We start from the raw sequence: 23,219 nt of genomic DNA, 5'->3' as shown, positions 1-23,219 counted from the left end.
AGAGGCCATTTTGTTTTAGTTTGCCAACGAGCAGCTGTAGTCCAGCATCTCTTCCGCCGAACCCTGGTTCCCGCCCAGCAGCTGACGAGGGTTTGCTAACAGCACCACATCCCCCTTCGTTGTCACCACTCGCGCCAGGCCAAAGTTTTCCATCTCATCGCCCTGAGCCTTCACGTACTCCGCCAGCACGGTAAACGGATTCGCCTCTGCCGGGACTTTTCTCGCCAGATATTTATGGCCAAGGATCTCCGCACCAAACGGCTGCCACTGGTCACCAACTTTGTCGGCAAGCTGGTTAATGGATTGATACACCTCAGGGCGCAGGCAGGACAGGTGAATGTGCAGTTGGTTCTGAGAACGTCCGTAGCGAGAGTTGATCGCTAACACCAAATCATCGTCCCGAACTGCTTTTGTGGTTTCATCCAGCAGATAGTGGCGATTCTGCCACGCATCCAGGAAGTAGTTTGGCGCGCCGTTTTCAAGGATCTTCGGGCTCTCGATGCCGGTGATTTTGTCCGTCGGCATCAGCAAATTATGCAGCGGGCCTTTGGCATCTTTGAACACCAGATAGCGCCCGGCCAGATCGACTTTCAGGCAAGGCGCAGGTGAGTTGTTCTGCTGCTGATTGGGAATGCACTGCTGGCTGATGATATTCCACAGAGCATCACTGTGACGATGCAGCAACCACAGGCGGATTGCGACGGCGGCCACCAGCAAAATCAGCAGCACAACCACCACGCGCAGGATCTTTTTCATGTCAGGTTTCCTTGTAAAGTCAGAGCACTTTTCGTTGTTGTAATAGGCGGACAATAAGCTGGAAGCAGGCTTCTATTTGCGGAGCGAACGGCTCGGTGCTGCGCATCAATGCCACGGTGCGGCTCAGCGAAGGCTGCTGCAAATGAATCACTTTCAGCTCAGGGTCCTGCAAAAAGGTAGTGTAAAGCTGCGGCAGAATCGCCACCGCCAGCTGAGAGCGCACCAGCCCATAAAGGGTTTCAATAAAATCAACCTGATAGCGCGCATTCAGCGTCAGGCGCTGGCTTTCCGCCATCGCTGCTACCAGCCGGCTGATATTCCCTTTTGAAAACACCGCGATGTCCCGCTTCACCAGGCTTCGCCACGGCGCGTGGCTGGATTCTGCCAGAGGATCGTGACAGTTGACCACCGCCACAAAGGGATCTTCCTGCAGCGGATGGATCTCCAACGTTTTGGGCACAGAGCTGTCCAGCGCCCCCAGGCCAAAGTCCAGCTGGCCGCTTTCAAGCTGGGCAATCAGCGCATCATTGGTGCGGTCGTGGAACTCCACCCGCAGGCGAGGAAAAGCCTCTGCAATGCGTTGAGGAATATCGGGAAATAAAAGGCTGCCGACCGAGGGTACCAGGCCTATGCGAAGCGTGCCGTCACCGCCGTCCTGGACAATACGCTGCATGTCGTCAAAAGCGCGATGCGCGACGTTGAGCACGCGTTCGGCATGGGGAAGTAGCGCTGCGCCCAGGTCCGTCAGCGTCACTGCCGCAGCGGTTCTGTTAACCAGCTTCCCACCCAGCACGGACTCAATCTGCCGTAACGCGCTGCTTAGCGCGGGCTGGCTAATGGCCAGTCGGTTGGCGGTATCGGTGAAATGACGAAGTTTGGCCAGCGTCACAAAATACTGGATCTGTTTTAACGAGAGTGCGGGAAGGCGCTGCCAGGGTTCAGCCATTGGAGTATCAGGGTTGCCAGGTAAACGTTTGCCACAGGATAAACGTTTCTTATCGGCTGATAAATTAAATCATCTGGGCAAAGCGTATTCCCCTGCCTAGAGTAGCCGTCAGAGCCCCTGTTTTGGAACCTGTCATGACTCCTGCTGATTTACGTCGCCGCGCGGTGAAAGCCGCTCTCGGCGAAACGCCTTTCGACCTGCTGCTCATCAATGGCCGGATCGTGGATATGGCCACCGGCGAAATACGTGAGGCGGATGTCGGTATCGTCGGTACGCTCATCGCCAGCGTACATCCACGCGGCAGCCGCGAAGATGCCGCACAGACTCACGATCTCGCCGGAAACTATCTCAGCCCAGGGCTGATGGATACCCACGTCCACGTTGAAAGCTCCCACCTGCCGCCCGCGCGCTATGCGGAAATTGTCGTCGCCCAGGGCACCACAACGATTTTTTGGGATCCGCACGAGCTGGCGAACGTGCTCGGTATTGAGGGCGTGCGTTACGCCGTTGACGCCAGCCGCAACCTGCCGCTGCGTGTGATCTGCGCGGCCCCGTCCAGCGTGCCTTCAACGCCGGGCCTGGAAATGTCCGGCGCTGATTTTGCCGGGAAAGAGATGGAAACGCTGCTTTCATGGCCGGAAGTGGCGGGCGTAGCCGAAGTGATGGATATGCACGGCGTGCTGAACGGCAGCGAAAGAATGCTGGAGATTCTTAACGCTGGCCTGGAAAGCGGCAAACTGATTGAAGGACACGCCCGCGGCCTGAACGGCGCAGGATTGCAGGCCTACCTTGCCGCTGGCGTGACGTCAGATCATGAACTGACCTCTGCCGCCGACGCACTGGAAAAACTGCGTGCCGGGCTGACTCTGGAGATACGCGGTTCACATCCGTACCTGCTGCCGGAGATTGTCGCCGCCTTGAATGGCCTGCCGCATCTGTCATCGCAGGTCACCGTCTGCACCGACGACGTGCCGCCGGACATGCTGCTGGCAAAAGGCGGCATCGTTGCCCTGCTGAACTTGCTCATCGAGCACGGCATGAAAGCCGAAGATGCTTTGCGCCTGGCCACGCTGAACGCCTCGCTGCGCCTGCAACGCCCGGATCTCGGCCTGATTGCCGCGGGCCGCACCGCCGATCTGGTGGTCTTCGATTCGCTGGAAAAACTGAGCGCCCAAACCGTTTATGTCGCAGGTAAGCTCGTCGCGGAACAGGGAAAAATGCTGGAACCCGTCGCGGCACCGTCCCTCGTTCCCCCGCGAGATACCGTTCGGCTGAATCCATTGATTCCGAACGACTTTGTTCTCAAGGTGCCAGTGAATAATGGGCGCGCGCGCCTACGCCACATCAAGGGCGCTCGCTTCACCCAGTGGAGCGAAGTCGAGGTTGCAATCCAACACGGCGAAGTTCAAATCCCGGACGGCTTCAGCTTGATTTGGGTTCAGCACCGCCACGGCCGCCACGAGGCGAAGCCACAGCTGGCACTACTCGAAGGCTGGGGTGAACTGCGCGGCGCGATTGCCACCACCTATTCGCACGACTCGCACAACCTCGTTGTCCTCGGCAGAGATCCTCAGGACATGGCGCTCGCCGCTAACGCGCTGATCGCCTGCGGAGGTGGGATGGCGCTTAGCCAGAACGGGCAGATACTGGCGAAGGTAGAAATGCCGATTGCCGGGATGCTCTCCGACCTGGCCGCCGCCGAGCTGGCGCAGCAGTTTGCTCAACTCCGTGAATTGAGCAATAAAGTCGCCGACTGGGAGCCACCGTACCGGGTGTTCAAGGCCATCGAAGGCACCTGCCTGGCCTGTAACGCCGGGCCACATTTGACCGACCTGGGACTGACAGACGGCAGTACTCGCCAGATCGTCGACCCGCTTATTGAATGCCACGAACACCCGGCAGACGCACACACAACACATTAATCCGGAGAGCCAAGTAATGGCCGAAAATTCAGTGTCTCAGGCCGCCAGCGAAAGCTGGCTGGAGCGGCGATTCCAGCTTCGCAGCCGCCAAAGCAAAGTGAAAACCGAGTGCCTCGCGGGCATCACTGGCTTTCTCGCCGCCGCCTATTTGCTGGTTGTTATCCCTGGCCTGCTGGCCGTGGGCGGGATGGATAAAGGCGCGGCAACCACCGGGACGATCGTTGTTTTTGTCCTCGGCACGCTGCTGATGGCGTTTTACGGCAACCTGCCGTTTATTGTCGGGCCGGGCATCGGCGGTTCGGTGCTGGTCGGCGTGACGCTTGCCGGGAGTGAGCATATTGGCTGGCAGATTGGCCTCGGCATCGCCTGCTGGTCAGGCATTCTGTTCTTTGCGCTTACCCGCCTTGGCCTGCGTGAAGTGGTTACCCGCTCGGTACCGCAGTCGATCAAACTTGGGCTGACGGCCTCCATCGGCCTGTTTGTTGCGGTGCTGGGCTTCCGCAACGCCGGGCTGGTGCTTGCCAACGCCAAAACCAACGCGCTGGCGCTCGGCGACTTTACTTCCGCCGGGGCAATTGTGGCGCTGTGCGGCCTGTTCCTGGCGATTGCGCTTCAGGCTCGCCGCGTGCCGGGAGCCATTTTATGGGCGATTCTGTTTGCCACTCTGGTCGGCATTCCGCTGGGCGTCACTCACCTGCCGCAGAGCTTTATCGCCATGCCGCACTCGCTGACGCCGGTGCTGGGGCACGTGGATATGCTCGGCGCGCTGAACATCGCCTTCCTGCCGTTCCTGTTTGTCTTCTTTGCCTCAGAGTTTTTCTCCACCATGGGCACGACGCTGGCGGTGGGTGGTGAGGCTGGCCTGCTGGACGAACATGGCAACATGCCGCACATCAACCGCCCGTTTATGGTGGATTCCATTGCCGCCGCGCTAGGCCCGTGGGTCGGTATTCCGGCGGCTACCGCGCTGATTGAGTCTTCAGCGGCGGCAGAAGCGGGCGGTAAAACCGGCCTCACCGCGCTGGCGGCAGCGGTAATGTTCCTGCTGATGCTGCTGTTTACCCCGGTAGCATTGATGATCCCGAAAGAGGCAACCGCGCCCGCGCTGATCCTTATCGGCCTGAACATGTTCAGCGGCCTGCGCAAAGTGGATCTGGGCAACTTCACCGAAGGTCTGCCGGTGCTGATGATGGTGATGATCACGCTTATCGCCAACAGCTTCGGGACCGGGATCGCTGGCGGTCTGCTGTTCTATATCATCATTAAGGTGATTGCCGGTAAATGGCGTGAAATCCCGGTGGGGCTTTACCTGCTGGCCATTCCGCTGGCGTACTACTTCGCCACGTTGGTGAAGCACTAGAAACAGAAAAGCCTCTCAAACGAGAGGCTTTTTTCTTAGCGGCCAATTTAGCCGTTATTTTGAATCTTCTTGATGATATTGGTGGTGGAACAGCCATCTTCGAAGTTCAGTACCATCACTTCCCCGCCGTTGGCCCAAACCTCTTTGCTCCCGGCAATCTGTTCTGGTTTGTAGTCACCGCCCTTCACTAAACGATCCGGCAGGACTTCACCAATCAGGCGCTGAGGCGTGTCTTCTTCAAACAGTACCACCCAGTCCACCGCTTCCAGCGCAGCCAGCACGATCATGCGCTGATCCTGCGGGTTAACCGGCCGGGTTTCCCCTTTCAGGCGTTTGGTTGACGCGTCGCTGTTGACCGCGACAATCAGACGGTCGCCCAGCTTGCGCGCGTTGGCCAGGTAGGAAACATGGCCCGCATGCAGAATATCGAACACGCCGTTGGTCATCACCACGCGCTCACCGCGTTTGCGGGCAGCGGCAACCGCAACTTTCAGCTCGGCTTCGGTCATCACGCCAAAACCCGTTTCCGCGCGACCGCGCACCGCGTTTTCCAGCTCGACCGGAGAAACGGTTGATGTCCCCAGCTTGCCAACCACCACGCCAGCTGCGGCATTCGCGAAGTAACAGGCTTCTTCCAGCGAGTTCCCCGCCGCAAGCGTTGCCGCCAGCACGCCGATCACCGTGTCACCGGCCCCGGTCACGTCATAGACTTCCTGCGCCTGAGTCGGCAGATGGAAAGGCTCAATGCCCGGCTGCAGAAGCGTCATGCCTTGTTCTGAACGCGTCACCAGCAGCGCCGACAGTTCATAATCGGCGATAAGCTTCATGCCACGTTCCACCAGCTCGGCTTCGGTTTTGCACTTGCCGACCACGGCTTCAAATTCTGAAAGGTTCGGAGTCAGCAGCGTTGCGCCACGGTAGCGCTCAAAGTCGGTCCCTTTCGGGTCGATGAGGACCGGGACTTTGGCAACACGTGCCAGGCGAATCATCTGCTGTACGGTCGCCAGAGCACCTTTTGCGTAGTCGGAAAGCACCAGCGCACCAATCTGCGGCAGCGCCTGGCTGATACGTTCGTGCAGCGGCTCAGGATCGATGCCCTCAAACCCTTCTTCGAAGTCGAGGCGAATCAGCTGCTGGTTGCGGGACAGCACGCGCAGCTTGGTAATCGTCGGGTGAGTCGGAACAGAAACGAAGTCACACTTCACGTTGACCCCGGCCAGGCTCTGGCTGAGCGCGCGCGCCGCATCGTCAATGCCGGTCAGGCCAACCAGGCGAGAATTCGCGCCCAGCGAAGCAATGTTCATCGCCACGTTAGCCGCGCCACCAGGGCGTTCTTCGATGGTATCGACTTTCACCACCGGCACCGGGGCTTCCGGCGAAATACGGCTGGTTGGGCCGTACCAGTAGCGATCCAGCATCACATCACCAACCACCATGACGCCTGCACGGCTGTATTCGGGCAGCGTTACTTTCATTCCTGACTCTCCAGCGAGGGATAAAATTTTGCGCGGGATGATAACATAATTACTCTCCCGCGTGCGTTTGCGGCTCGCCAAGCCAGGTTTGCCAGCTCCGACGCACCTGCTCACGCTCTTTCACAAAGGCGTCCAGCGCAACGTGGCCCGGCAATTCCTGCAGCGCCAGATGGTGCAATTCATCCCGCAGCGTGACATAGGCATGCGTCAACGCTTTGGCCTCGGCTTCATCCATGATGTCGTTCTGCGCCATCAGTTCCAGGATGCGCACATTATCGGACCAGCGGGTTAGCTTCGGCGCTTCGCTGGCATAGCGCAGCACCAGATATTGCGTAATAAATTCGATGTCGGTGATCCCACCCTCATCGGCTTTAATATCAAAGCGATCGCGATGCTTATTACCCAGATGCGCGCGCATTTTTTCACGCATCTCGCGCACTTCTACCTGCAGGGCTTCCCCTTCACGCGGCGTGCACAGGATCTCGCGGCGGATGGCGTCAAACTGGCGGTTAAGCGCCGGATCGCCGTACACCACGCGGGCGCGAACCAGCGCCTGATGTTCCCAGGTCCAGGCTTCATTCTTCTGATAATCAGCAAACGATTCTACGGTGGTGACCAGCATACCTGCCGCACCTGACGGCCTGAGGCGAGCGTCAACTTCGTACAAAATCCCGGTCGAGGTACGCGTGCTAAACAGATGCATGATGCGCTGCGCCAGGCGCAGATAGAACTGACGGCCATCGATTTCACGCTCGCCGTCCGTCATCACTTCCATCGGGCAATCATGCAGGAAAACCAGATCCAGATCGGAACTGTAGCCCAGCTCCCAGCCGCCGAGTTTGCCATAGCCCAGCACGGCAAAGCCGCGCCCTTCTCTGTCCTGCAAATGACGAGGCTGGCCGTAGCGCGCCACCATCTGCGCCCAGGCACGCTGCACCACTGCATCCAGAATAGCTTCGGCAAGCCACGTCAGGTGGTCACTGACTTTCATTACCGGCAAGGTGCCAGCGATATCGGCGGCCGCCACGCGCAGCATCTGCGCCTGTTTGAACTGACGCAATGCCTCCAACTGCTGCTCTTCGTCTTCGTCCGGCACGCGCAGCAGATATTGACGCAGTTCGTCGCGATACGCGTCCATTGCCGTGGGCTGATACAGCGTATTGGGGTCGAGCAGTTCATCCAGCAGTAGCGGATAGCTGGCAAGCTGCGCGGCAATCATCGGCGAGGCCGCACAGAGCGTAATCAAGTGTTTAAGCGCGCCGGGGAATTCACTTAACAGTTCCAGGTAGGTTGTGCGGGTGAGGATCCCAAACAGCAGCGGCGTCAGACGGGAAAACGTCAGCGGCGCGTCGGCCCGGGAGCAGACTTCACTCAGCAAGTGCGGCAGAAGTTGATCCAGCACCTGGCGGCCACGCGGACCAATGGTGCGCTTGTCGATCTCCTGCCGGAAATGGCTCACTTGCTTCAGTAACTCTGCCCGCGCCTCAGCGCTCAAATGCCCCAGCACCGCCGTGTTTTCATCGGCGTCCAGGGCGTCGATCCACAGCTCGCGCCAGCCTTCAGCAACTTTATCTTCACCCGCTTCCGGCTCATCGTCGCCAATCAGATCGTTAAAGACCTGACGCACGTCGTTCATATGCAGCTGCAGCGTTTGCTGCAGGGCTTCCCAGTCAGTCGCCTGCATCGCCCAGGCCAGCCGGGCACGGTTTAGATCGTCAACGGGCAAGGTCTGCGTCTGCTCGTCGTTGATGCTTTGCAGTAAGTTTTCCAGCCGACGCAGGTAGAGGTAAGCCGCACGCAGTTTCTGGGCGTCTTCTTCCGGCAGCAGATGAAGCTGTTGAATGGCTTCCAGGGTAGGCAGCAGCGAACGGGACTGCAGCGAAGGCTCCCGGCCACCGCGGATGAGCTGGAAGACCTGCACGATAAACTCGGTTTCGCGAATGCCGCCGGCGCCGAGCTTAATATTGTCCGTTAGCCCACGGCGACGGACTTCTCGGGCAATCATGCCCTTCATGTTTCGCAGGGACTGAATCACGCTGAAGTCGATGTAGCGGCGGAACACAAATGGCCGCAGCATGTTGCGTAGTTCCTGGCTCCAGACATCGTCGTTGTCGCCCATAATCCGCGCTTTTACCATCGCGTAGCGTTCCCAGTCGCGCCCCTGCTCCTGGTAATAATCTTCCAGCGCGGCAAAGCTCAGTACCAGCGGACCGCTGTCGCCAAACGGACGCAGGCGCATATCCACGCGGTACACAAAGCCGTCCTGCGTTGGCTGGTCGAGGACTTTAATCAGGCGCTGCCCCATGCGGGTGAAGAACTGGGCGTTATCCAGTTCACGGCGCCCGCCCTGAGTGGAGCCGTTTTCCGGCCAGGCAAAAATCAGGTCGATATCGGAAGAGAAATTCAGTTCGCCTCCGCCCAGCTTACCCATGCCAAGGATCAGCAGCGGCTGCGGCTCACCGGCGGCGTTGCAAGGCGTGCCCCATTCGCGGCAGCAGGCGGCATAAAGCCAGTCACGGGCGGCAACAATCAGCGTTTCCGCCAGCACGCTCAGCTGCTGCAGCGTGCTTTGCGTATCCACCTGCTCCAGCGCCTGCGCCCAGGCGATACGCACCATGATACGGCGACGGAAAAACCGCAGCGCTTTCATCAATGCCGCTTCGTCGTGCACATCCAGCAGATCCTGCTGCAGCCAGGCGGCATAATGTTGCCATTCGTCAGCCGTAGGGGCGTCCTGCTGCAGGGTTTGCAGCCAGGCGGGATACGCCACCACGCTGTCACCAACAAAATCACTTATCGCCAGCACCGCGCGAGCTTCTTCGCTCAGTGTCAGGGAGTCAATCTCTTGCGGCAGGCGCGGCAAAAACGCCTGCAGGTGCTGCTGTAATAAAGGGGTCAGCGCCATCATGGTGGGTATCCGTTACCAGTCTATTATTTCCCGCTGTGCAGCCAGAAAGGCGCCTGCGAGATCGCTTCGTTTCGGTAATGCTCAATTTCTATGCGCTGGCGGGTAACAATGGCGTGACGCAACCCCTGCCAGTTTTCCAGCCACGGCTGGGTTTGCGCATCGCTGTACACCCCGGCCAGCAGGCGGATAGCATCCGTTTCACGCGTCAGACGCGGTAGCTGGTCTGCGTATGCATCCCCCAGTGGGCGCTGGAACGCATCTTTTAGCTCAGCCGCATGGCGGGAAAGGTGCGTATCCGCGAAACGTTTAAAGGAGCTATCCAGCTTCGTGCGGCCTTTCTCATTAATGAACGGCTGCCACTGGCGCTCCACCAGCCAGCGGGTCAGCGCCAGCTTAGCGCTGCTCGCTTGCGCGCTATAGATAATCACTTCAGCTTTTTCGTCGCTGGCAAAACGTGCTTCGAGCGCAATCAGCTGCTCACGTAAGTGGGTGCTCGCTTTTCTTGGAATGATGCCGCCAAAAAGCGCGAGGGCATGGCGCACCAGGCCCACAGCATCAATCACCTGCTGTTTAGCCGCTTTCACGCCGTTAAGCCATAATTCTTCATGGTAAAGCCAGTGGGCGAGCGCCAGCTCCAAAGCACCTTCCAGCCCCTGCTCAACGCTGGCTTTAGCCGGCGGATACAGCACGCCCAGCGGTTTCACTTCGCGCACCGCGTTGCCCTGGGCCAGGTGATAGCCCCGTGCCGCCTTGCTGAGGCTGCCCTGACGCAAGCCAGGTTCGGTGACCAGACTTTCCGCCAGTGCCAGTAAATCCGCCGTCTCACCGCTCAGCAGCTCAAGTTCAAGCTCGCAGATGGACGTCTGGTGCTCACCGGCTTTCACTTCACCCAGATCCAACGCCAATTCAATGCGGCTTTCACCGTGAGTAACTACCCACTTTTCGCGCGCAAAATCCGTACTGAACAGCGGCTTCACGTCGGCCTGTAAAGTCGCCACGTCCAGCCCTTCCGGCCAAACTTCTGCTGGCAGTAAAGCAAGATCCAGCTCTGGCTTGCTTAGCGCCACGTTATATTCAGGGCGCTGATGCAGCCCGCCGGTCACACGCCCGGCGATTTTCATCGTCATTTCGTATTGCCCGGCATCACCGCGAATACGCAGCCCCATGTCGTGGCGGCGCAGCAGGTTATCCGCCGTTTCATAATAAATATTGAGCAACTGACGCGGGTCGCTGTGCTCGCCCGGCAGGGCATTTAATTTGTCGCGCAGCGCATCAAGCGCTGCAGGATTAACGATGAATTTAAGTTCGATTTCCTGGGCCATGTCTTCTTTACTTAGGTTTACGTCACACCAGGCGATCGCCTGGCGAACTTAATAGCGTCGATTAGGTCTGTAATAGTACGACAAAATACCCCTTCGGGTAGCGAATTTGCGGTAGGGCGGGAACGCCGGGTGGTCAAATTGACATCAGGATGATTCTCATTCAGGTTTACGGATTGCGCCGTCAGACTGTTGCCACTACTATCGTTCCACACTTTATGAAAATAACGACGAAATAATGCAGAAATTACGCCTGATTTGCCTCACTTTGCTCTCCCTTAGCGTTTCCGTCGTGGCTCATGCCGAAGAAAAACGTTATGTCTCTGATGAATTAAACACCTGGGTCCGCAGCGGCCCGGGCGATAACTACCGCCTGGTTGGCACCGTCAACGCAGGGGAACAAGTCACGCTGCTGCAAAGCAACGAAGAAACCAAATACGGCCAGGTACGTGACAGCAACGGGCGTACCTCCTGGATCCCCCTCGCGCAGCTAAGCACCACCCCAAGCCTGCGTACCCGCGTTCCCGATTTGGAAAACCAGGTCAAAACGCTGACAGACAAGCTGAACAACATCGACACGACCTGGAACCAGCGTACCGCTGAAATGCAGCAGAAAGTGGCCCAGAGCGACACCGTGATTAATGGCCTGAAGGACGAGAATCAGCAGCTCAAAAACCAGCTTATCGTCGCCAAGAAAAAGGTGGATGCCGCCAACGTCCAGCTTGACGACAAACAGCGTGCCATCATCATGCAATGGTTTATGTACGGCGGCGGCGTGGCAGGGTTTGGCCTGCTGATTGGCCTGCTGCTTCCGCACATGATCCCAAGCCGCAAGAAGAAAGACCGCTGGATGAACTAACGACGGCACATTAGCCGTTGATTCCCCCTCGCATCTACACTTACCATTCGTGGTTCAATAACGGTGCCTGGGGTGTAGAGCGTGAAGATTTATCTTGTCGGTGGTGCGGTTCGTGACGGGTTATTAAAACTGCCGGTTAAGGATAAAGACTGGGTTGTGGTTGGGGCGACGCCTCAGCAAATGCTGGACGAAGGCTACGAGCAGGTCGGAAAAGACTTCCCGGTGTTTCTGCATCCTCAATCCCACGAAGAGTATGCGCTGGCCCGTACCGAAAGGAAATCGGGCCAGGGTTATACCGGCTTTACCTGCTATTCGGCCCCGGACGTCACGCTTGAACAGGATCTCCTGCGTCGCGACCTGACGATCAACGCTATTGCCCAGGATGAGAATGGCGAGCTTATCGACCCGTATAACGGCCTTGCCGATATCGAGCGTCGCCTGCTTCGCCATGTTTCACCGGCTTTCAATGAAGACCCGCTGCGTGTGCTGCGCGTGGCACGTTTTGCTGCACGTTATGCCCATCTTAATTTCCAGATAGCGCCAGAAACACTCGTCCTGATGCGCTCCATGACGGACAACGGCGAAATTGCGCATCTCACCGCCGAACGCGTGTGGAAAGAGACGGAAAATGCGCTGACCAGCCGCAATCCGCAGGTCTTTTTTGCCGTACTACGCGAATGCGGTGCCCTGAAAGTTCTGTTCCCGGAAATCGATGCGCTTTACGGTGTCCCCGCACCGGCCAAATGGCATCCGGAGATCGACACCGGTATTCATACGCTGATGACGCTGTCTATTGCCGCGCAGCTTAGCCCGGCGGTAGATGTGCGTTTCGCCACGCTGTGTCACGATCTAGGAAAAGGGCTGACGCCAAAGGAAAAATGGCCCAGCCACCACGGCCACGGCCCGGCGGGCGTTAAGCTTGTAGAGCAACTTTGTGCTCGCCTGCGCGTACCAAACGAGATTCGTGATCTGGCTAAACTGGTCGCCGAATTCCACGACCTGATCCATACCTTCCCGATTTTGCAGCCCAAAACGGTGATCAAGCTGTTCGACTCCATTGACGCCTGGCGCAAGCCGCAGCGTGTGGAGCAAATCGCCTTAACCAGCGAAGCAGATGCTCGCGGGCGCACCGGCTTTGAGGCCAGCGATTATCCGCAGGGCAGAATGCTACGCGCGGCCTGGATTGCAGCGCAGAGCGTAACCAATAAAGAAGTGATCGAAGCAGGCTTCAGCGGCCCGGCGATTCGTGAAGAATTAACGAAGCGGAGAATTCAGGCCGTCGCAGCCTGGAAGGAAGCGAATTGCCCCCAGCCGCAAGGCTGAGGGCCGCTGCCACTAGGTGAAGATAAAGAACACCACGGCGGCAACAATAAAGCGGTAAATCGCAAACGGAATAAACGAAATACGCTTGATGAGTTGCAGGAAGGTTTTGATAGCGACAAGCGCCACGATAAAGGCCGTGACAAAGCCCACGGCAAACATCGGCAGATCACCCATCGTCAGGAATCCGATGCTCTTGTAGAGATCAAGCGCCGTCGCCCCCATCATCATTGGCACCGCCAGCAGGAATGAGAACTCAGAAGCCGCATAGCGACTAACGCCCATCAGCATCCCACCGGAAATCGTTGCCCCGGAACGAGAGAACCCCGGCCAAAGCGCCAGACACTGGAAGCAGCCAATCATAAACGCCTGACGATAGGTGATATCGTCCACGCCTACGGCACGCGGCACCTTTGGTTTCAGGCACTCGGCGGCAATCAGCAGCACGCCACCAACCACAAGGGCATACATCACGTTAACAGGGTTAAACAGCGATTTAATGGCATCGTGAAGGACAAGGCCCAGCACTACCGCCGGGATCATGCCCAGTAAAATGTGGATCAGAGAAAGACGGCCAGTACCTACCCCTTCATGCTCAGGAGGACGGCCAAAGTGGATACCAATCAGGCCAAACAGACGACGCCAGAACATCACCACCACGGCGAGAATAGAACCCAGTTGAATAACCACTTCAAAGGTTTCCGCCGTTTGCCCCTCGAAGCCTAAAAGATGCCCTACGATGATCATGTGCCCGGTAGACGATACCGGTAGAAACTCCGTTAACCCTTCCACAACGCCAAGAATGGCGGCAATCGCTAACGTTGGTAAATCGCTCATCACTTACCCCTCATCCCGAAAAACGAACACAAAAAACGGCACACGTTTGACGCCTGCCGCAAAAGATACGTTGATAAGACCAGTGGGTCGCCGTTTGGTTTAACTTTCAGGCGATTATTTGCCTGATTTCAGATTACTGCCACGCTCGATGATGACCCCAACGTTGGTGGCCTGCGCGACGGCACCAGGCTTACTCACCTTCAGTCTAATCCACGGCGAATTAAAGCGGGCCAGCAGCAATTCCGCCACCTCTTCAGCCACACGCTCCACCAGCGCAAAACGCCCGCTGCCGACGTGCTGCAAAACGGCTTCGCTGACATCCGCATAGCTGAGGCAATCCTTAACGTCGTCACTGCCCGCGGCTTTGCGGTTATCCCAGGCCATTTCGATATCGAACACCAGCTTCTGTTCAATGGTTTGTTCCCAGTCGTAAACACCGATCGTGGTGATTACCGAAAGTTGCTCTATAAATACAATGTCCATCACGCCCTGCCCGGTTTTTAGTCATGCCGGATACCACTTCCGGCGAAATATGCGTATTATCCACAGATGCAAAGAAGACTTCGACACTTTCAACATGGAACAGCGTTATGAGTGCAATCGCGCCTGGTATGATTCTCCTCGCGTATCTTTGCGGCTCGATTTCTAGCGCCATTCTGGTGTGCCGCATTGCCGGTCTCCCCGATCCACGCGAGAGCGGCTCCGGTAACCCAGGAGCAACCAATGTGTTACGCATTGGCGGCAAAGGTGCGGCCGTAGCGGTACTAATTTTTGATGTGCTGAAAGGCATGCTGCCGGTCTGGGCGGCCTGGGCCTTGGGTGTGACGCCCTTCTGGCTTGGCCTGATTGCTATTGCCGCCTGCATGGGCCATATTTGGCCAGTATTCTTTAAGTTTCAAGGCGGTAAAGGCGTCGCCACGGCGTTTGGCGCCATCGCACCTATCGGCTGGGATTTAACCGGCGTGATGGCGGGAACTTGGCTGCTAAGCGTACTTCTGAGCGGCTATTCTTCCCTCGGTGCCATTATCAGCGCGCTGATAGCCCCGTTTTATGTCTGGTGGTTCAAACCGCAGTTTACCTTCCCGGTGGCAATGCTCTCCTGCCTGATCCTGATGCGCCATCACGACAATATTCAGCGCCTGTGGCGAGGCCAGGAAACGAAAATCTGGGCGCGATTTAAAAAGAAAAAGAAAAAAGACGAGTCTGAATAAGACAGGATTATTCGAGCCCTGCAGAAACAACAAAGGAGTGATAAATCACTCCTTTTTCTTAGGTAAATCAGCTAAGCACTAAGCCTTCCAGTAATTATTCGCCGCAGCAATCGTCTGGAAATGAATCGCGATGACCTGAGATGACGCAATCAGCGCATCGGCATCATTCGCGTAGACCGGACGCAGCTTTTTCAGCACTTCCGGGTCCGGCTGTACGGTTTTGACTCCCCGACGGCTCAGCGTCACCGCCAGTTCATATCCTGCCTGCGGATCGTCAGTGATCAGCGTTGTTAACCATTTATCGCTCATATTGTCCCACTCATTATCGTTATTGTATAAATTGCATTTATTATGCACTTTAAGTGCACGACAGTTATCAACATAATCCTGGCAAAAATCAATAAAAAAGCCCGCTATATCAGCGGGCTTTAGGCGTGGTTTAACAAACGCTCAGCCGTTTAACGCTCGGGGAAAAACATCGCGGCCAGTTCTTTACCCGGCTCTTCTGCTCGCATAAAAGCTTCACCCACAAGGAAATTATTCACGTTAGCTTCGCGCAGACGAATAACATGCTCGCGCGTAGCGATACCTGACTCGGTCACAACCATGCGATCCGCCGGCAGCTGTGCCAACAGGCTGATGGTGGTTTCTATCGTGGTCTCAAAGGTGCGCAAATTACGGTTATTGACACCGATAAGCGGCGTGGTCAACCGGAGCGAACGTTCCAGCTCATCGGCATCATGCACCTCTACCAGCACTGCCATGCCCAGTTCGTGGGCCTGCGCCTCAAGCTCCTGCATCTGGCCATCTTCAAGCGCAGAAACAATAAGCAGGATGCAATCCGCCCCCATCGCCCGGGCTTCCACAACCTGCCACGGATCGATCATAAAATCTTTGCGTAAAACCGGCAGGTCGCAGGCAGCTCGCGCCTGCTGCAGATAGGCTGCGCTTCCCTGGAAGAACTGTTCGTCGGTTAGCACCGACAAACATGCTGCCCCACCCTGCTGGTAAGAAACGGCTATCTCAGCGGGATTGAAATTCTCACGAATCAACCCTTTCGATGGGCTGGCCTTTTTCACTTCGGCAATCACGCCCGCCAGGCCTGCATCACGCTTATGACGCAGCGCGGCAACAAAATCACGGTGGTTCTGTCCAGCAGCCTGTTCGGCAAGCTGGCTCAGGGAAATCGCTTTTTTGGCGGCGGCAATTTCTTCATGTTTAACGGCGATAATTTTGCTGAGGATATCGGACACAACGTTCTCCAGGTTCAGTCGGGTATCACCTTAGAGTGCCGGATCCTGAGCGGAAAGTACCGGGCTAATTTCGCTTTCGTTTGTTGCAGGATATGACTTACAGGAAAGGGTTTCAGAGACAAAAAAGGAGCGTTTAAACGCTCCTTTCCGATTGGCTTATCAGGCGGCGGGTAACTCTGCCAGCGGCCAGCGCGGGCGAACGCTAACGCTCAGCTCGCCGGAAGTACCTGCTTTGAGGCGAATCATCCCGGCATAGGCAATCATGGCGCCATTATCCGTGCAAAACTCCGGCCGCGCATAAAACACTTCGCCCCGGCGTTTGGTCATCATCTCGGCAAGTTTAGCGCGCAGAGTGCGGTTGGCGCTGACGCCGCCCGCCATCACCAGACGTTTAAAGCCGGTATGTTCGAGCGCACGTTTACATTTAATGGCCAGCGTATCCACCACCGCATCTTCAAAGGCGCGGGCGATATCCGCGCGAGTTTGATCGTCAGCGTCGTTATCACGAATGGTGTTTGCCGCGAAGGTTTTCAGGCCAGAGAAGCTGAAATCCATGCCCGGGCGGTCGGTCATCGGACGTGGGAAGGTGAAACGCCCCGGCGTACCCTGGCCCGCCATTTTGGAAAGCAGCGGCCCACCTGGGTAGTCAAGCCCCAGCAGCTTAGCGGTTTTATCGAACGCTTCGCCTGCCGCATCATCGATAGACTCACCCAGCAGTTCATATTTACCAATGCCGGTGACGCTGATCAATTGGGTATGGCCGCCGGAAACCAGTAGCGCGACGAACGGGAACTCGGGAGGATTGTCTTCCAGCATCGGCGCCAGCAGGTGGCCTTCCATGTGGTGGACCGGCACGGCAGGCACGTCCCAGGCAAACGCCAGCGAGCGGCCAATGGTTGCGCCAACCAGCAGCGCGCCAACCAGGCCCGGCCCGGCGGTGTACGCCACGCCGTCGATATCTTTGGCGGTTAATCCAGCCTCTTTTAGAGCAGCCTGGATAAGCGGCACGGTCTTGCGAACGTGATCGCGGGAGGCCAGCTCCGGCACCACGCCGCCGTAGTCAGCGTGAAGTTTCACCTGACTATACAATTGGTTGGCTAATAACCCTTTCTCATCGTCATAAATGGCGATGCCGGTTTCATCACAGGATGTTTCGATTCCCAGTACACGCATGGCTTGTTTTACCTCTTTGGCCCGGCGCGAAGTTTAATCCCGGTGGCTTCCTTTGTAAAACTTTGCTGCCCCTGGACGGGAGTAATGGTGTATAATCTGCGGCCCTGGAAGATACCGGCCCTAAAAGCCAGGTTTCTGGTCGTTCGGTGCTTTACAAAGCAGCAAGAGTTGCAGTAAAATTCCGCACCATTTTGAATTAAGCTGGCCTGTATGCCAGCGGCAAACCGAATTATTAAAGGTGAGAGTTACATGCCGGTAATTAAAGTACGTGAAAACGAGCCGTTCGACGTAGCACTGCGTCGCTTCAAGCGTTCCTGCGAGAAAGCAGGCGTTCTGGCGGAAGTCCGTCGTCGTGAGTTCTATGAAAAACCAACGACCGAACGTAAGCGCGCTAAAGCTTCTGCTGTGAAACGCCACGCGAAGAAACTGGCTCGCGAAAACGCACGCCGCACTCGTCTGTACTAATCTTCTGAGGATTCACTCCTCAACATCAGACTGAGTAGTAGTTATAAGGCCGTGCTTCCGAAAGGAATGCGCGGCTTATTCTCGTTTATAAACTGACATATCCCTGAGCTTTTAGGCCACCGCCTGAGAGATGACGGATATAGCATGGGGCCTATGGCTGGACGAATCCCGCGTGTTTTTATCAATGACCTGATCGCTCGCACCGACATCGTCGACCTGATCGATGCTCGCGTGAAGCTGAAAAAGCAGGGCAAGAACTACCACGCATGTTGTCCATTCCATAACGAGAAAACCCCCTCTTTCACCGTGAACGGTGATAAACAGTTTTACCACTGCTTTGGCTGTGGCGCACACGGTAACGCCCTCGACTTCCTGATGAACTACGACAAGCTCGAGTTTGTCGAAAGCGTTGAAGAGCTGGCGACCATGCACAACCTTGAAGTGCCGTACGAAGCGGGCAATGGCCCAAGCCAGATCGAACGACACCAGCGCCAAAGCCTGTATCAACTGATGGACGGCCTGAACGCCTTTTATCAGCAGTCCCTGAAGCAGCCCGCCGCAGAACCGGCGCGCCAGTATCTGGGCAAGCGTGGCCTGAGCGATGAGGTCATTAGCCATTTCGCCATCGGCTATGCGCCACCCGGCTGGGATAATGCGCTTAAACGCTTTGGCGGCAACAGCGAAAACCGCCAGGCGCTGACGGACGCAGGCATGCTGGTCACCAACGACCAGGGCCGCAGTTACGACCGTTTTCGCGAGCGGGTCATGTTCCCGATTCGCGATAAACGCGGCCGGGTCATCGGGTTTGGTGGACGCGTGCTGGGCGATGCCCTGCCGAAATACCTGAACTCCCCGGAAACCGACATTTTTCACAAGGGCCGCCAGCTGTATGGCCTGTATGAAGCCCAGCAGAGCCAGCCGGAACCGGCACGCCTTCTGGTAGTCGAAGGATATATGGATGTGGTGGCGCTGGCGCAGTACGACATTTCCTACGCCGTCGCTTCCCTGGGCACCTCCACCACCGCCGATCATATTCAGTTGCTGTTCCGGGTGACAGATAATGTCGTCTGCTGTTATGACGGCGATCGCGCAGGTCGAGACGCGGCATGGCGAGCGCTGGAAACTGCGCTACCTTATATGACGGACGGTCGTCAGCTGCGGTTTATGTTCCTGCCCGACGGTGAAGACCCGGATACGCTGGTGCGCAAAGAAGGAAAGGACGCGTTTGAAGCGCGGATGGAGCAGGCTCAGCCGCTCTCCACGTTCCTGTTTAACAGCCTGCTACCGCAGGTTGATTTGAGTACGCCAGACGGAAGAGCACGGCTAAGCACGCTGGCTCTGCCGCTGATTAGCCAGGTACCCGGCGAAACGCTGCGTATCTATCTGCGCCAGGAGCTGGGCAACAAGCTCGGTATTCTGGACGACAGCCAGCTTGAAAAGCTGATGCCCAAACAGGTCGAGGGGGCAACACCTCGTCCGGCGCCTCAGCTAAAACGCACAACCATGCGTATACTAATAGGGTTATTGGTACAGAATCCGGAACTGGCTCCGCTGGTCCCGCCACTAAGCGGGCTGGATGCCGCAAAGCTGCCGGGTTTAACGCTGTTTAGCGGCCTGGTTGACGCTTGCCTGGCGCATCCGGGGCTGACCACCGGGCAGCTACTGGAACAATATCGTGGCACAAATGAGGCCACAACCCTTGAAAAACTCTCGGCGTGGGACGATATAGCAGATAAGGACATTGCTGAAAAAACGTTCACCGACTCGCTGGACCATCTTTTTGAGTCGGCGCTGGAGCTGAGGTTTGAAGAATTAATGGCACGTTCCAGAACGACGGGGCTGACCCCCGCGGAACGTGAAGAAGTTCGCGTGATCACGCAATCACGCGCCAAAAAATAGATTCGCGGCTTAACTGCCGAACATTGATCGGGTGACCCCCGAACGCCGCACGGACGGGCTGCGGCATAAAAATAAATCAGCCCTCGTACGTTATTGTTGGCGGCAACGCCTACCGACACAACCCTAATACTGAAGTGTGGATACCGTCTTATGGAGCAAAACCCGCAGTCACAGCTCAAGCTTCTTGTCCAACGTGGTAAGGAGCAAGGCTATCTGACCTATGCCGAGGTCAATGACCATCTGCCGGAAGATATCGTCGACTCCGATCAGATCGAAGACATCATCCAAATGATCAACGACATGGGCATTCAGGTGATGGAAGAAGCCCCTGATGCCGATGATCTTTTGCTTGCTGAAAACTCTAACAGCACCGATGAAGACGCGGAAGAAGCGGCTGCCCAGGTGCTGTCCAGCGTGGAGTCCGAAATTGGACGTACCACCGACCCCGTGCGTATGTACATGCGCGAAATGGGGACCGTTGAACTGTTAACCCGTGAGGGTGAGATCGATATCGCGAAGCGTATCGAAGACGGTATCAACCAGGTACAGTGCTCGGTTGCCGAGTACCCGGAAGCGATCACCTATCTGCTGGAGCAGTACGATCGCGTTGAAGCTGAAGAAGCACGCCTGTCCGACCTCATCACCGGCTTTGTTGACCCTAACGCGGAAGAAGATCTCGCGCCAACCGCAACCCACGTCGGCTCCGAACTCTCTCAGGAAGAGATGGACGACGATGAGGACGAAGACGAAGAGTCTGACGACGACAGCTCCGACGATGACAACAGCATCGACCCGGAACTGGCGCGCGAAAAATTTGGTGAGCTGCGTAAGCAGTACGAACTGACTCGCGACACCATCAAAGCGAAGGGCCGCAGCCACGCTGACGCCGCCGCGGAGATCCTGCAACTGTCTGAAGTGTTCAAACAGTTCCGCCTGGTGCCGAAACAGTTCGACTACCTGGTCAACAGCATGCGCGTCATGATGGACCGCGTTCGTACCCAAGAACGTATCATCATGAAGCTGTGCGTTGAGCAGTGCAAAATGCCGAAGAAAAACTTCATCACGCTGTTCACCGGCAACGAAACCAGTGAAACCTGGTTCAACGCGGCCATTGCGATGAACAAGCCGTGGTCTGAGAAGCTGCATGAAGTCTCCGAAGACGTTCACCGCAGCCTGCAGAAACTGCAGCAGATCGAAGAAGAGACTGGCCTGACCATCGAGCAGGTGAAAGACATCAACCGTCGCATGTCCATTGGTGAAGCGAAAGCGCGCCGTGCGAAGAAAGAGATGGTTGAAGCCAACTTGCGTCTGGTTATTTCTATCGCTAAGAAATACACCAACCGTGGCCTGCAGTTCCTCGACCTGATTCAGGAAGGCAACATCGGCCTGATGAAAGCCGTGGATAAGTTTGAATACCGCCGTGGCTATAAGTTCTCGACTTATGCAACCTGGTGGATCCGTCAGGCTATCACCCGCTCTATCGCCGACCAGGCGCGTACCATCCGTATTCCGGTGCACATGATTGAGACCATCAACAAGCTCAACCGTATTTCGCGCCAGATGCTGCAGGAGATGGGTCGTGAGCCAACGCCGGAAGAGTTAGCCGAACGTATGCTGATGCCGGAAGACAAAATCCGTAAAGTGCTGAAAATTGCCAAAGAGCCTATCTCCATGGAAACGCCAATCGGCGATGATGAAGATTCGCATCTGGGTGATTTCATCGAGGACACCACCCTCGAGCTGCCGCTGGATTCTGCCACCTCCGAAAGTCTGCGTTCCGCAACGCACGATGTTCTGGCTGGCCTGACAGCGCGTGAGGCGAAAGTCCTGCGTATGCGCTTCGGTATCGATATGAATACCGACCACACGCTGGAAGAAGTGGGTAAACAGTTCGACGTTACCCGCGAACGTATCCGTCAGATCGAAGCGAAGGCGCTGCGCAAACTGCGCCACCCAAGCCGCTCTGAAGTCCTGCGTAGCTTCCTGGACGATTAATCGGTGTCAAAAATTGAAAAGCTCCCGCCAGGGAGCTTTTTTTTGCCTTGAATTTGCGGTTTCTCCCGCCTTCCGCAGACACCTCTTTTTCACTTCTCTCTCCGTACACAGCTTTTAATTCCCCCTCTCCCTCTGGGAGAGGGCCGGGGTGAGGGCCGGGGTGAGGGAAAACGGCAACACCTTACCTACCGCCCGCGCGCCGTCAGCGACTCATTCAGCTCTTTATAGGCTTCCGTCAGCTTATCCACCGTGATGCGGCTCAAGCCACTAGGATTAGGCAAAATCCACACCTCGGTATCACCGAGGGTAATCTCCTGTCTGCCCCATTTCGCGCCACGCTGCCTGAACGCCTGCTCAAAGGCCTGCTTGCCCAGAATCGCCAGCGCTCCCGGCTGGTACTCCTGCATCTTTGTAATCAGCTCTCGCCCGCCAGCACGCAGCTCCTGCAGCGCCACTTCGTTTGCCTGCACGGTTGGCCGCTCCACCAGTTTCGTCACGCCGCAGCCGTAGGAAAGCAACAGCTGCGCCTCCTCAGGCTTGAGCTGGCGGTCCGTAAAACCCGCAAGATGAAGCACTTTCCAGAAGCGATTGGCAGGATGAGCAAAAGGCAGCCCGAGATGAGCGGATGATTTTCCCGGATTAATGCCGCAAAACACGACCCGAAGGTCAGGCTGAAGGATATCGCTAACCATTACATTTCTCATCTGAAGGAATCGAGCGGGAAGTATAAGGGATTGATTAGCCATTGTTTATAAAATCAGCACATGTAATTTAAGCGCTGGATTGCCATCGACAGTTACATTATAATTCAGCGCCACGGCCCCTTAGCTCAGTGGTTAGAGCAGGCGACTCATAATCGCTTGGTCGCTGGTTCAAGTCCAGCAGGGGCCACCAGACAAAAAAGGCTGACGAGAAATCGTCAGCCTTTTTGCTGTGCGGGTCATGGGGATTTCGTTTACACCAGTGCCCGAAGCTCTTCTTTCATGTAGGCAGAAAAGTATTCAGGATTTTTAATCACGAGACGGTTACCGGACTCAACCTTGTCCGCCCAACCGGCGACTTTTTTCGTGAAGTCGGTGTTCCATCCCTCCTGAACACCACGAGCCGTAACGTCGGCAGCACTTGCCGGGACGCCCAATTGCTTCAGATACCTAAGCATTCCCTTCGCGGTGCTCTCATCCATAGGGTGCGGCACGGAGGCCGAGGTGTTCATACCACCAATGAAGTCTAACGCTTTATCAATCGCTGTTGGCATAATTTATCCTTAAAATTAACCACTTAATCAATAAGACTGTGACAAGCGAGATCAAATGTACCATTAATCAAACTTCATTTTTTCAGGGTCAGTCACGTTTATGACCCGTACAAAGGGCTCTTTCCTTCCCGCCAGCCCTATTTCCGTTGTTTTATCACTCAAAGCCGGCATGGTGAAGAACATGCCAGCCTGTAATATCGAGCGGGAAAGGCAATGATTGATAAACGTTTCCAGAGGATCGCAGAAACGAAAAATAAAGCCTCACG

The 23,219-nt window shown here is 56.5% G+C and carries 19 protein-coding genes, 1 tRNA gene and 1 pseudogene; 9 read left to right on the top strand and 12 right to left on the bottom strand.

Annotation, left to right across the window (positions count from 1 at the left end; all coding sequences use genetic code 11):
- Positions 1-15: 15 nt before the first annotated feature.
- Together ACR6JA_RS08595 and ACR6JA_RS08590 are read right to left on the bottom strand one after the other, a co-directional pair.
- On the bottom strand, positions 16-756 hold the full coding sequence (locus ACR6JA_RS08595) for a CDP-diacylglycerol diphosphatase (protein WP_494493891.1): 741 nt from the start codon (positions 754-756) through the stop codon (positions 16-18).
- Positions 757-775: 19 nt separating this feature from the next.
- On the bottom strand, positions 776-1,702 hold the full coding sequence (locus ACR6JA_RS08590) for a LysR family transcriptional regulator (RefSeq protein WP_494493890.1): 927 nt from the start codon (positions 1,700-1,702) through the stop codon (positions 776-778).
- Between the two features lie 134 nt (positions 1,703-1,836).
- Between ACR6JA_RS08590 and ACR6JA_RS08585 the strand changes: the two genes are divergently transcribed.
- The gene (locus ACR6JA_RS08585) at positions 1,837-3,624 is read left to right on the top strand and encodes an adenine deaminase (protein ID WP_494493889.1); all 1,788 of its coding nucleotides are present in this window, start codon (positions 1,837-1,839) and stop codon (positions 3,622-3,624) included.
- A gap of 16 nt (positions 3,625-3,640) precedes the next feature.
- Complete coding sequence (locus ACR6JA_RS08580; protein ID WP_213715068.1) at positions 3,641-4,984, top strand: NCS2 family permease; 1,344 nt, start codon at positions 3,641-3,643, stop codon at positions 4,982-4,984.
- A 47-nt stretch (positions 4,985-5,031) separates the two neighbouring features.
- On the opposite strand, the gene hldE is transcribed toward ACR6JA_RS08580, so the two are convergent.
- From hldE to ACR6JA_RS08565, 3 genes are read right to left on the bottom strand one after another with little or no spacing between them, the layout of a single operon-like run.
- Positions 5,032-6,459, bottom strand: coding sequence for a bifunctional D-glycero-beta-D-manno-heptose-7-phosphate kinase/D-glycero-beta-D-manno-heptose 1-phosphate adenylyltransferase HldE (gene hldE / locus ACR6JA_RS08575; protein ID WP_494493888.1), 1,428 nt, complete (start codon positions 6,457-6,459; stop codon positions 5,032-5,034).
- 49 nt (positions 6,460-6,508) lie between these two features.
- Complete coding sequence (glnE, locus tag ACR6JA_RS08570; RefSeq protein WP_494493887.1) at positions 6,509-9,367, bottom strand: bifunctional [glutamate--ammonia ligase]-adenylyl-L-tyrosine phosphorylase/[glutamate--ammonia-ligase] adenylyltransferase; 2,859 nt, start codon at positions 9,365-9,367, stop codon at positions 6,509-6,511.
- Positions 9,368-9,390: 23 nt separating this feature from the next.
- Entirely contained in the window at positions 9,391-10,689 is a 1,299-nt protein-coding gene (locus tag ACR6JA_RS08565) for a CYTH domain-containing protein (RefSeq protein ID WP_213715062.1), read from the bottom strand.
- A 235-nt stretch (positions 10,690-10,924) separates the two neighbouring features.
- Here ACR6JA_RS08565 and ACR6JA_RS08560 point away from each other — a divergent pair, with 235 nt between their 5' ends.
- Positions 10,925-11,545, top strand: a complete 621-nt coding sequence (locus tag ACR6JA_RS08560) for a TIGR04211 family SH3 domain-containing protein (RefSeq protein ID WP_008460042.1) — start codon at positions 10,925-10,927, stop codon at positions 11,543-11,545.
- Positions 11,546-11,626: 81 nt separating this feature from the next.
- Positions 11,627-12,868: a multifunctional CCA addition/repair protein gene (locus ACR6JA_RS08555; protein WP_213715060.1), complete on the top strand. Its 1,242-nt coding sequence runs from the start codon at positions 11,627-11,629 to the stop codon at positions 12,866-12,868.
- Positions 12,869-12,880: 12 nt separating this feature from the next.
- Here ACR6JA_RS08555 and bacA read toward each other — a convergent pair whose 3' ends face one another.
- Complete coding sequence (gene bacA / locus ACR6JA_RS08550; RefSeq protein ID WP_213715058.1) at positions 12,881-13,702, bottom strand: undecaprenyl-diphosphate phosphatase; 822 nt, start codon at positions 13,700-13,702, stop codon at positions 12,881-12,883.
- 114 nt (positions 13,703-13,816) lie between these two features.
- The gene (folB, locus tag ACR6JA_RS08545; protein ID WP_213715056.1) at positions 13,817-14,185 is read right to left on the bottom strand and encodes a bifunctional dihydroneopterin aldolase/7,8-dihydroneopterin epimerase; all 369 of its coding nucleotides are present in this window, start codon (positions 14,183-14,185) and stop codon (positions 13,817-13,819) included.
- A 107-nt stretch (positions 14,186-14,292) separates the two neighbouring features.
- On the opposite strand from folB, the gene plsY reads away from it, so the two are divergent.
- Positions 14,293-14,913, top strand: a complete 621-nt coding sequence (gene plsY, locus ACR6JA_RS08540; RefSeq protein WP_008460038.1) for a glycerol-3-phosphate 1-O-acyltransferase PlsY — start codon at positions 14,293-14,295, stop codon at positions 14,911-14,913.
- Positions 14,914-14,991: 78 nt separating this feature from the next.
- Here the strand turns inward: plsY and ACR6JA_RS08535 are convergent, their stop codons facing one another.
- The 3 genes from ACR6JA_RS08535 to tsaD all read right to left on the bottom strand — a co-directional run bounded on the left by ACR6JA_RS08535 (position 14,992) and on the right by tsaD (position 17,339).
- Positions 14,992-15,222: a hexameric tyrosine-coordinated heme protein gene (locus ACR6JA_RS08535; protein ID WP_213715054.1), complete on the bottom strand. Its 231-nt coding sequence runs from the start codon at positions 15,220-15,222 to the stop codon at positions 14,992-14,994.
- Positions 15,223-15,371: 149 nt separating this feature from the next.
- On the bottom strand, positions 15,372-16,166 hold the full coding sequence (gene trpC, locus ACR6JA_RS08530; protein WP_213715052.1) for an indole-3-glycerol phosphate synthase TrpC: 795 nt from the start codon (positions 16,164-16,166) through the stop codon (positions 15,372-15,374).
- Between the two features lie 159 nt (positions 16,167-16,325).
- The gene (tsaD, locus tag ACR6JA_RS08525; protein ID WP_213715050.1) at positions 16,326-17,339 is read right to left on the bottom strand and encodes a tRNA (adenosine(37)-N6)-threonylcarbamoyltransferase complex transferase subunit TsaD; all 1,014 of its coding nucleotides are present in this window, start codon (positions 17,337-17,339) and stop codon (positions 16,326-16,328) included.
- A gap of 249 nt (positions 17,340-17,588) precedes the next feature.
- Between tsaD and rpsU the strand changes: the two genes are divergently transcribed.
- The 3 genes from rpsU to rpoD all read left to right on the top strand — a co-directional run bounded on the left by rpsU (position 17,589) and on the right by rpoD (position 21,698).
- Entirely contained in the window at positions 17,589-17,804 is a 216-nt protein-coding gene (gene rpsU, locus ACR6JA_RS08520; protein WP_001144069.1) for a 30S ribosomal protein S21, read from the top strand.
- A 153-nt stretch (positions 17,805-17,957) separates the two neighbouring features.
- A complete protein-coding gene (gene dnaG, locus ACR6JA_RS08515) occupies positions 17,958-19,703 on the top strand; it encodes a DNA primase (RefSeq protein WP_213715047.1) in 1,746 nt (581 codons plus the stop codon).
- A gap of 150 nt (positions 19,704-19,853) precedes the next feature.
- Positions 19,854-21,698: an RNA polymerase sigma factor RpoD gene (rpoD, locus tag ACR6JA_RS08510; protein ID WP_008460031.1), complete on the top strand. Its 1,845-nt coding sequence runs from the start codon at positions 19,854-19,856 to the stop codon at positions 21,696-21,698.
- Between the two features lie 185 nt (positions 21,699-21,883).
- Here rpoD and mug read toward each other — a convergent pair whose 3' ends face one another.
- Positions 21,884-22,390: a G/U mismatch-specific DNA glycosylase gene (gene mug, locus ACR6JA_RS08505; protein WP_213715045.1), complete on the bottom strand. Its 507-nt coding sequence runs from the start codon at positions 22,388-22,390 to the stop codon at positions 21,884-21,886.
- A 126-nt stretch (positions 22,391-22,516) separates the two neighbouring features.
- On the opposite strand from mug, the gene ACR6JA_RS08500 reads away from it, so the two are divergent.
- A tRNA-Ile gene (locus ACR6JA_RS08500) sits at positions 22,517-22,592 on the top strand.
- 61 nt (positions 22,593-22,653) lie between these two features.
- On the opposite strand, the pseudogene ACR6JA_RS08495 reads toward ACR6JA_RS08500, so the two are convergent.
- Positions 22,654-22,976 (bottom strand): annotated as a pseudogene (locus ACR6JA_RS08495) (DUF1889 family protein).
- Positions 22,977-23,219 lie beyond the last annotated feature (243 nt).

The organism is Cedecea sp. B1(4), from assembly GCF_059414925.1.
Note: the sequence above shows the minus strand (reverse complement) of the source record. Positions and strands in the feature narration are given on the sequence as shown.

What these genes read in the sequence shown, in the direction of transcription:
- ACR6JA_RS08595 (WP_494493891.1), bottom strand. Translation starts at nt 756, where the DNA reads ATGAAAAAGATCCTGCGCGTGGTGGTTGTGCTGCTGATTTTGCTGGTG.
- ACR6JA_RS08590 (WP_494493890.1), bottom strand. Translation starts at nt 1,702, where the DNA reads ATGGCTGAACCCTGGCAGCGCCTTCCCGCACTCTCGTTAAAACAGATC.
- ACR6JA_RS08585 (WP_494493889.1), top strand. Translation starts at nt 1,837, where the DNA reads ATGACTCCTGCTGATTTACGTCGCCGCGCGGTGAAAGCCGCTCTCGGC.
- ACR6JA_RS08580 (WP_213715068.1), top strand. Translation starts at nt 3,641, where the DNA reads ATGGCCGAAAATTCAGTGTCTCAGGCCGCCAGCGAAAGCTGGCTGGAG.
- hldE (WP_494493888.1), bottom strand. Translation starts at nt 6,459, where the DNA reads ATGAAAGTAACGCTGCCCGAATACAGCCGTGCAGGCGTCATGGTGGTT.
- glnE (WP_494493887.1), bottom strand. Translation starts at nt 9,367, where the DNA reads ATGATGGCGCTGACCCCTTTATTACAGCAGCACCTGCAGGCGTTTTTG.
- ACR6JA_RS08565 (WP_213715062.1), bottom strand. Translation starts at nt 10,689, where the DNA reads ATGGCCCAGGAAATCGAACTTAAATTCATCGTTAATCCTGCAGCGCTT.
- ACR6JA_RS08560 (WP_008460042.1), top strand. Translation starts at nt 10,925, where the DNA reads ATGCAGAAATTACGCCTGATTTGCCTCACTTTGCTCTCCCTTAGCGTT.
- bacA (WP_213715058.1), bottom strand. Translation starts at nt 13,702, where the DNA reads ATGAGCGATTTACCAACGTTAGCGATTGCCGCCATTCTTGGCGTTGTG.
- folB (WP_213715056.1), bottom strand. Translation starts at nt 14,185, where the DNA reads ATGGACATTGTATTTATAGAGCAACTTTCGGTAATCACCACGATCGGT.
- plsY (WP_008460038.1), top strand. Translation starts at nt 14,293, where the DNA reads ATGAGTGCAATCGCGCCTGGTATGATTCTCCTCGCGTATCTTTGCGGC.
- ACR6JA_RS08535 (WP_213715054.1), bottom strand. Translation starts at nt 15,222, where the DNA reads ATGAGCGATAAATGGTTAACAACGCTGATCACTGACGATCCGCAGGCA.
- tsaD (WP_213715050.1), bottom strand. Translation starts at nt 17,339, where the DNA reads ATGCGTGTACTGGGAATCGAAACATCCTGTGATGAAACCGGCATCGCC.
- rpsU (WP_001144069.1), top strand. Translation starts at nt 17,589, where the DNA reads ATGCCGGTAATTAAAGTACGTGAAAACGAGCCGTTCGACGTAGCACTG.
- dnaG (WP_213715047.1), top strand. Translation starts at nt 17,958, where the DNA reads ATGGCTGGACGAATCCCGCGTGTTTTTATCAATGACCTGATCGCTCGC.
- rpoD (WP_008460031.1), top strand. Translation starts at nt 19,854, where the DNA reads ATGGAGCAAAACCCGCAGTCACAGCTCAAGCTTCTTGTCCAACGTGGT.
- mug (WP_213715045.1), bottom strand. Translation starts at nt 22,390, where the DNA reads ATGGTTAGCGATATCCTTCAGCCTGACCTTCGGGTCGTGTTTTGCGGC.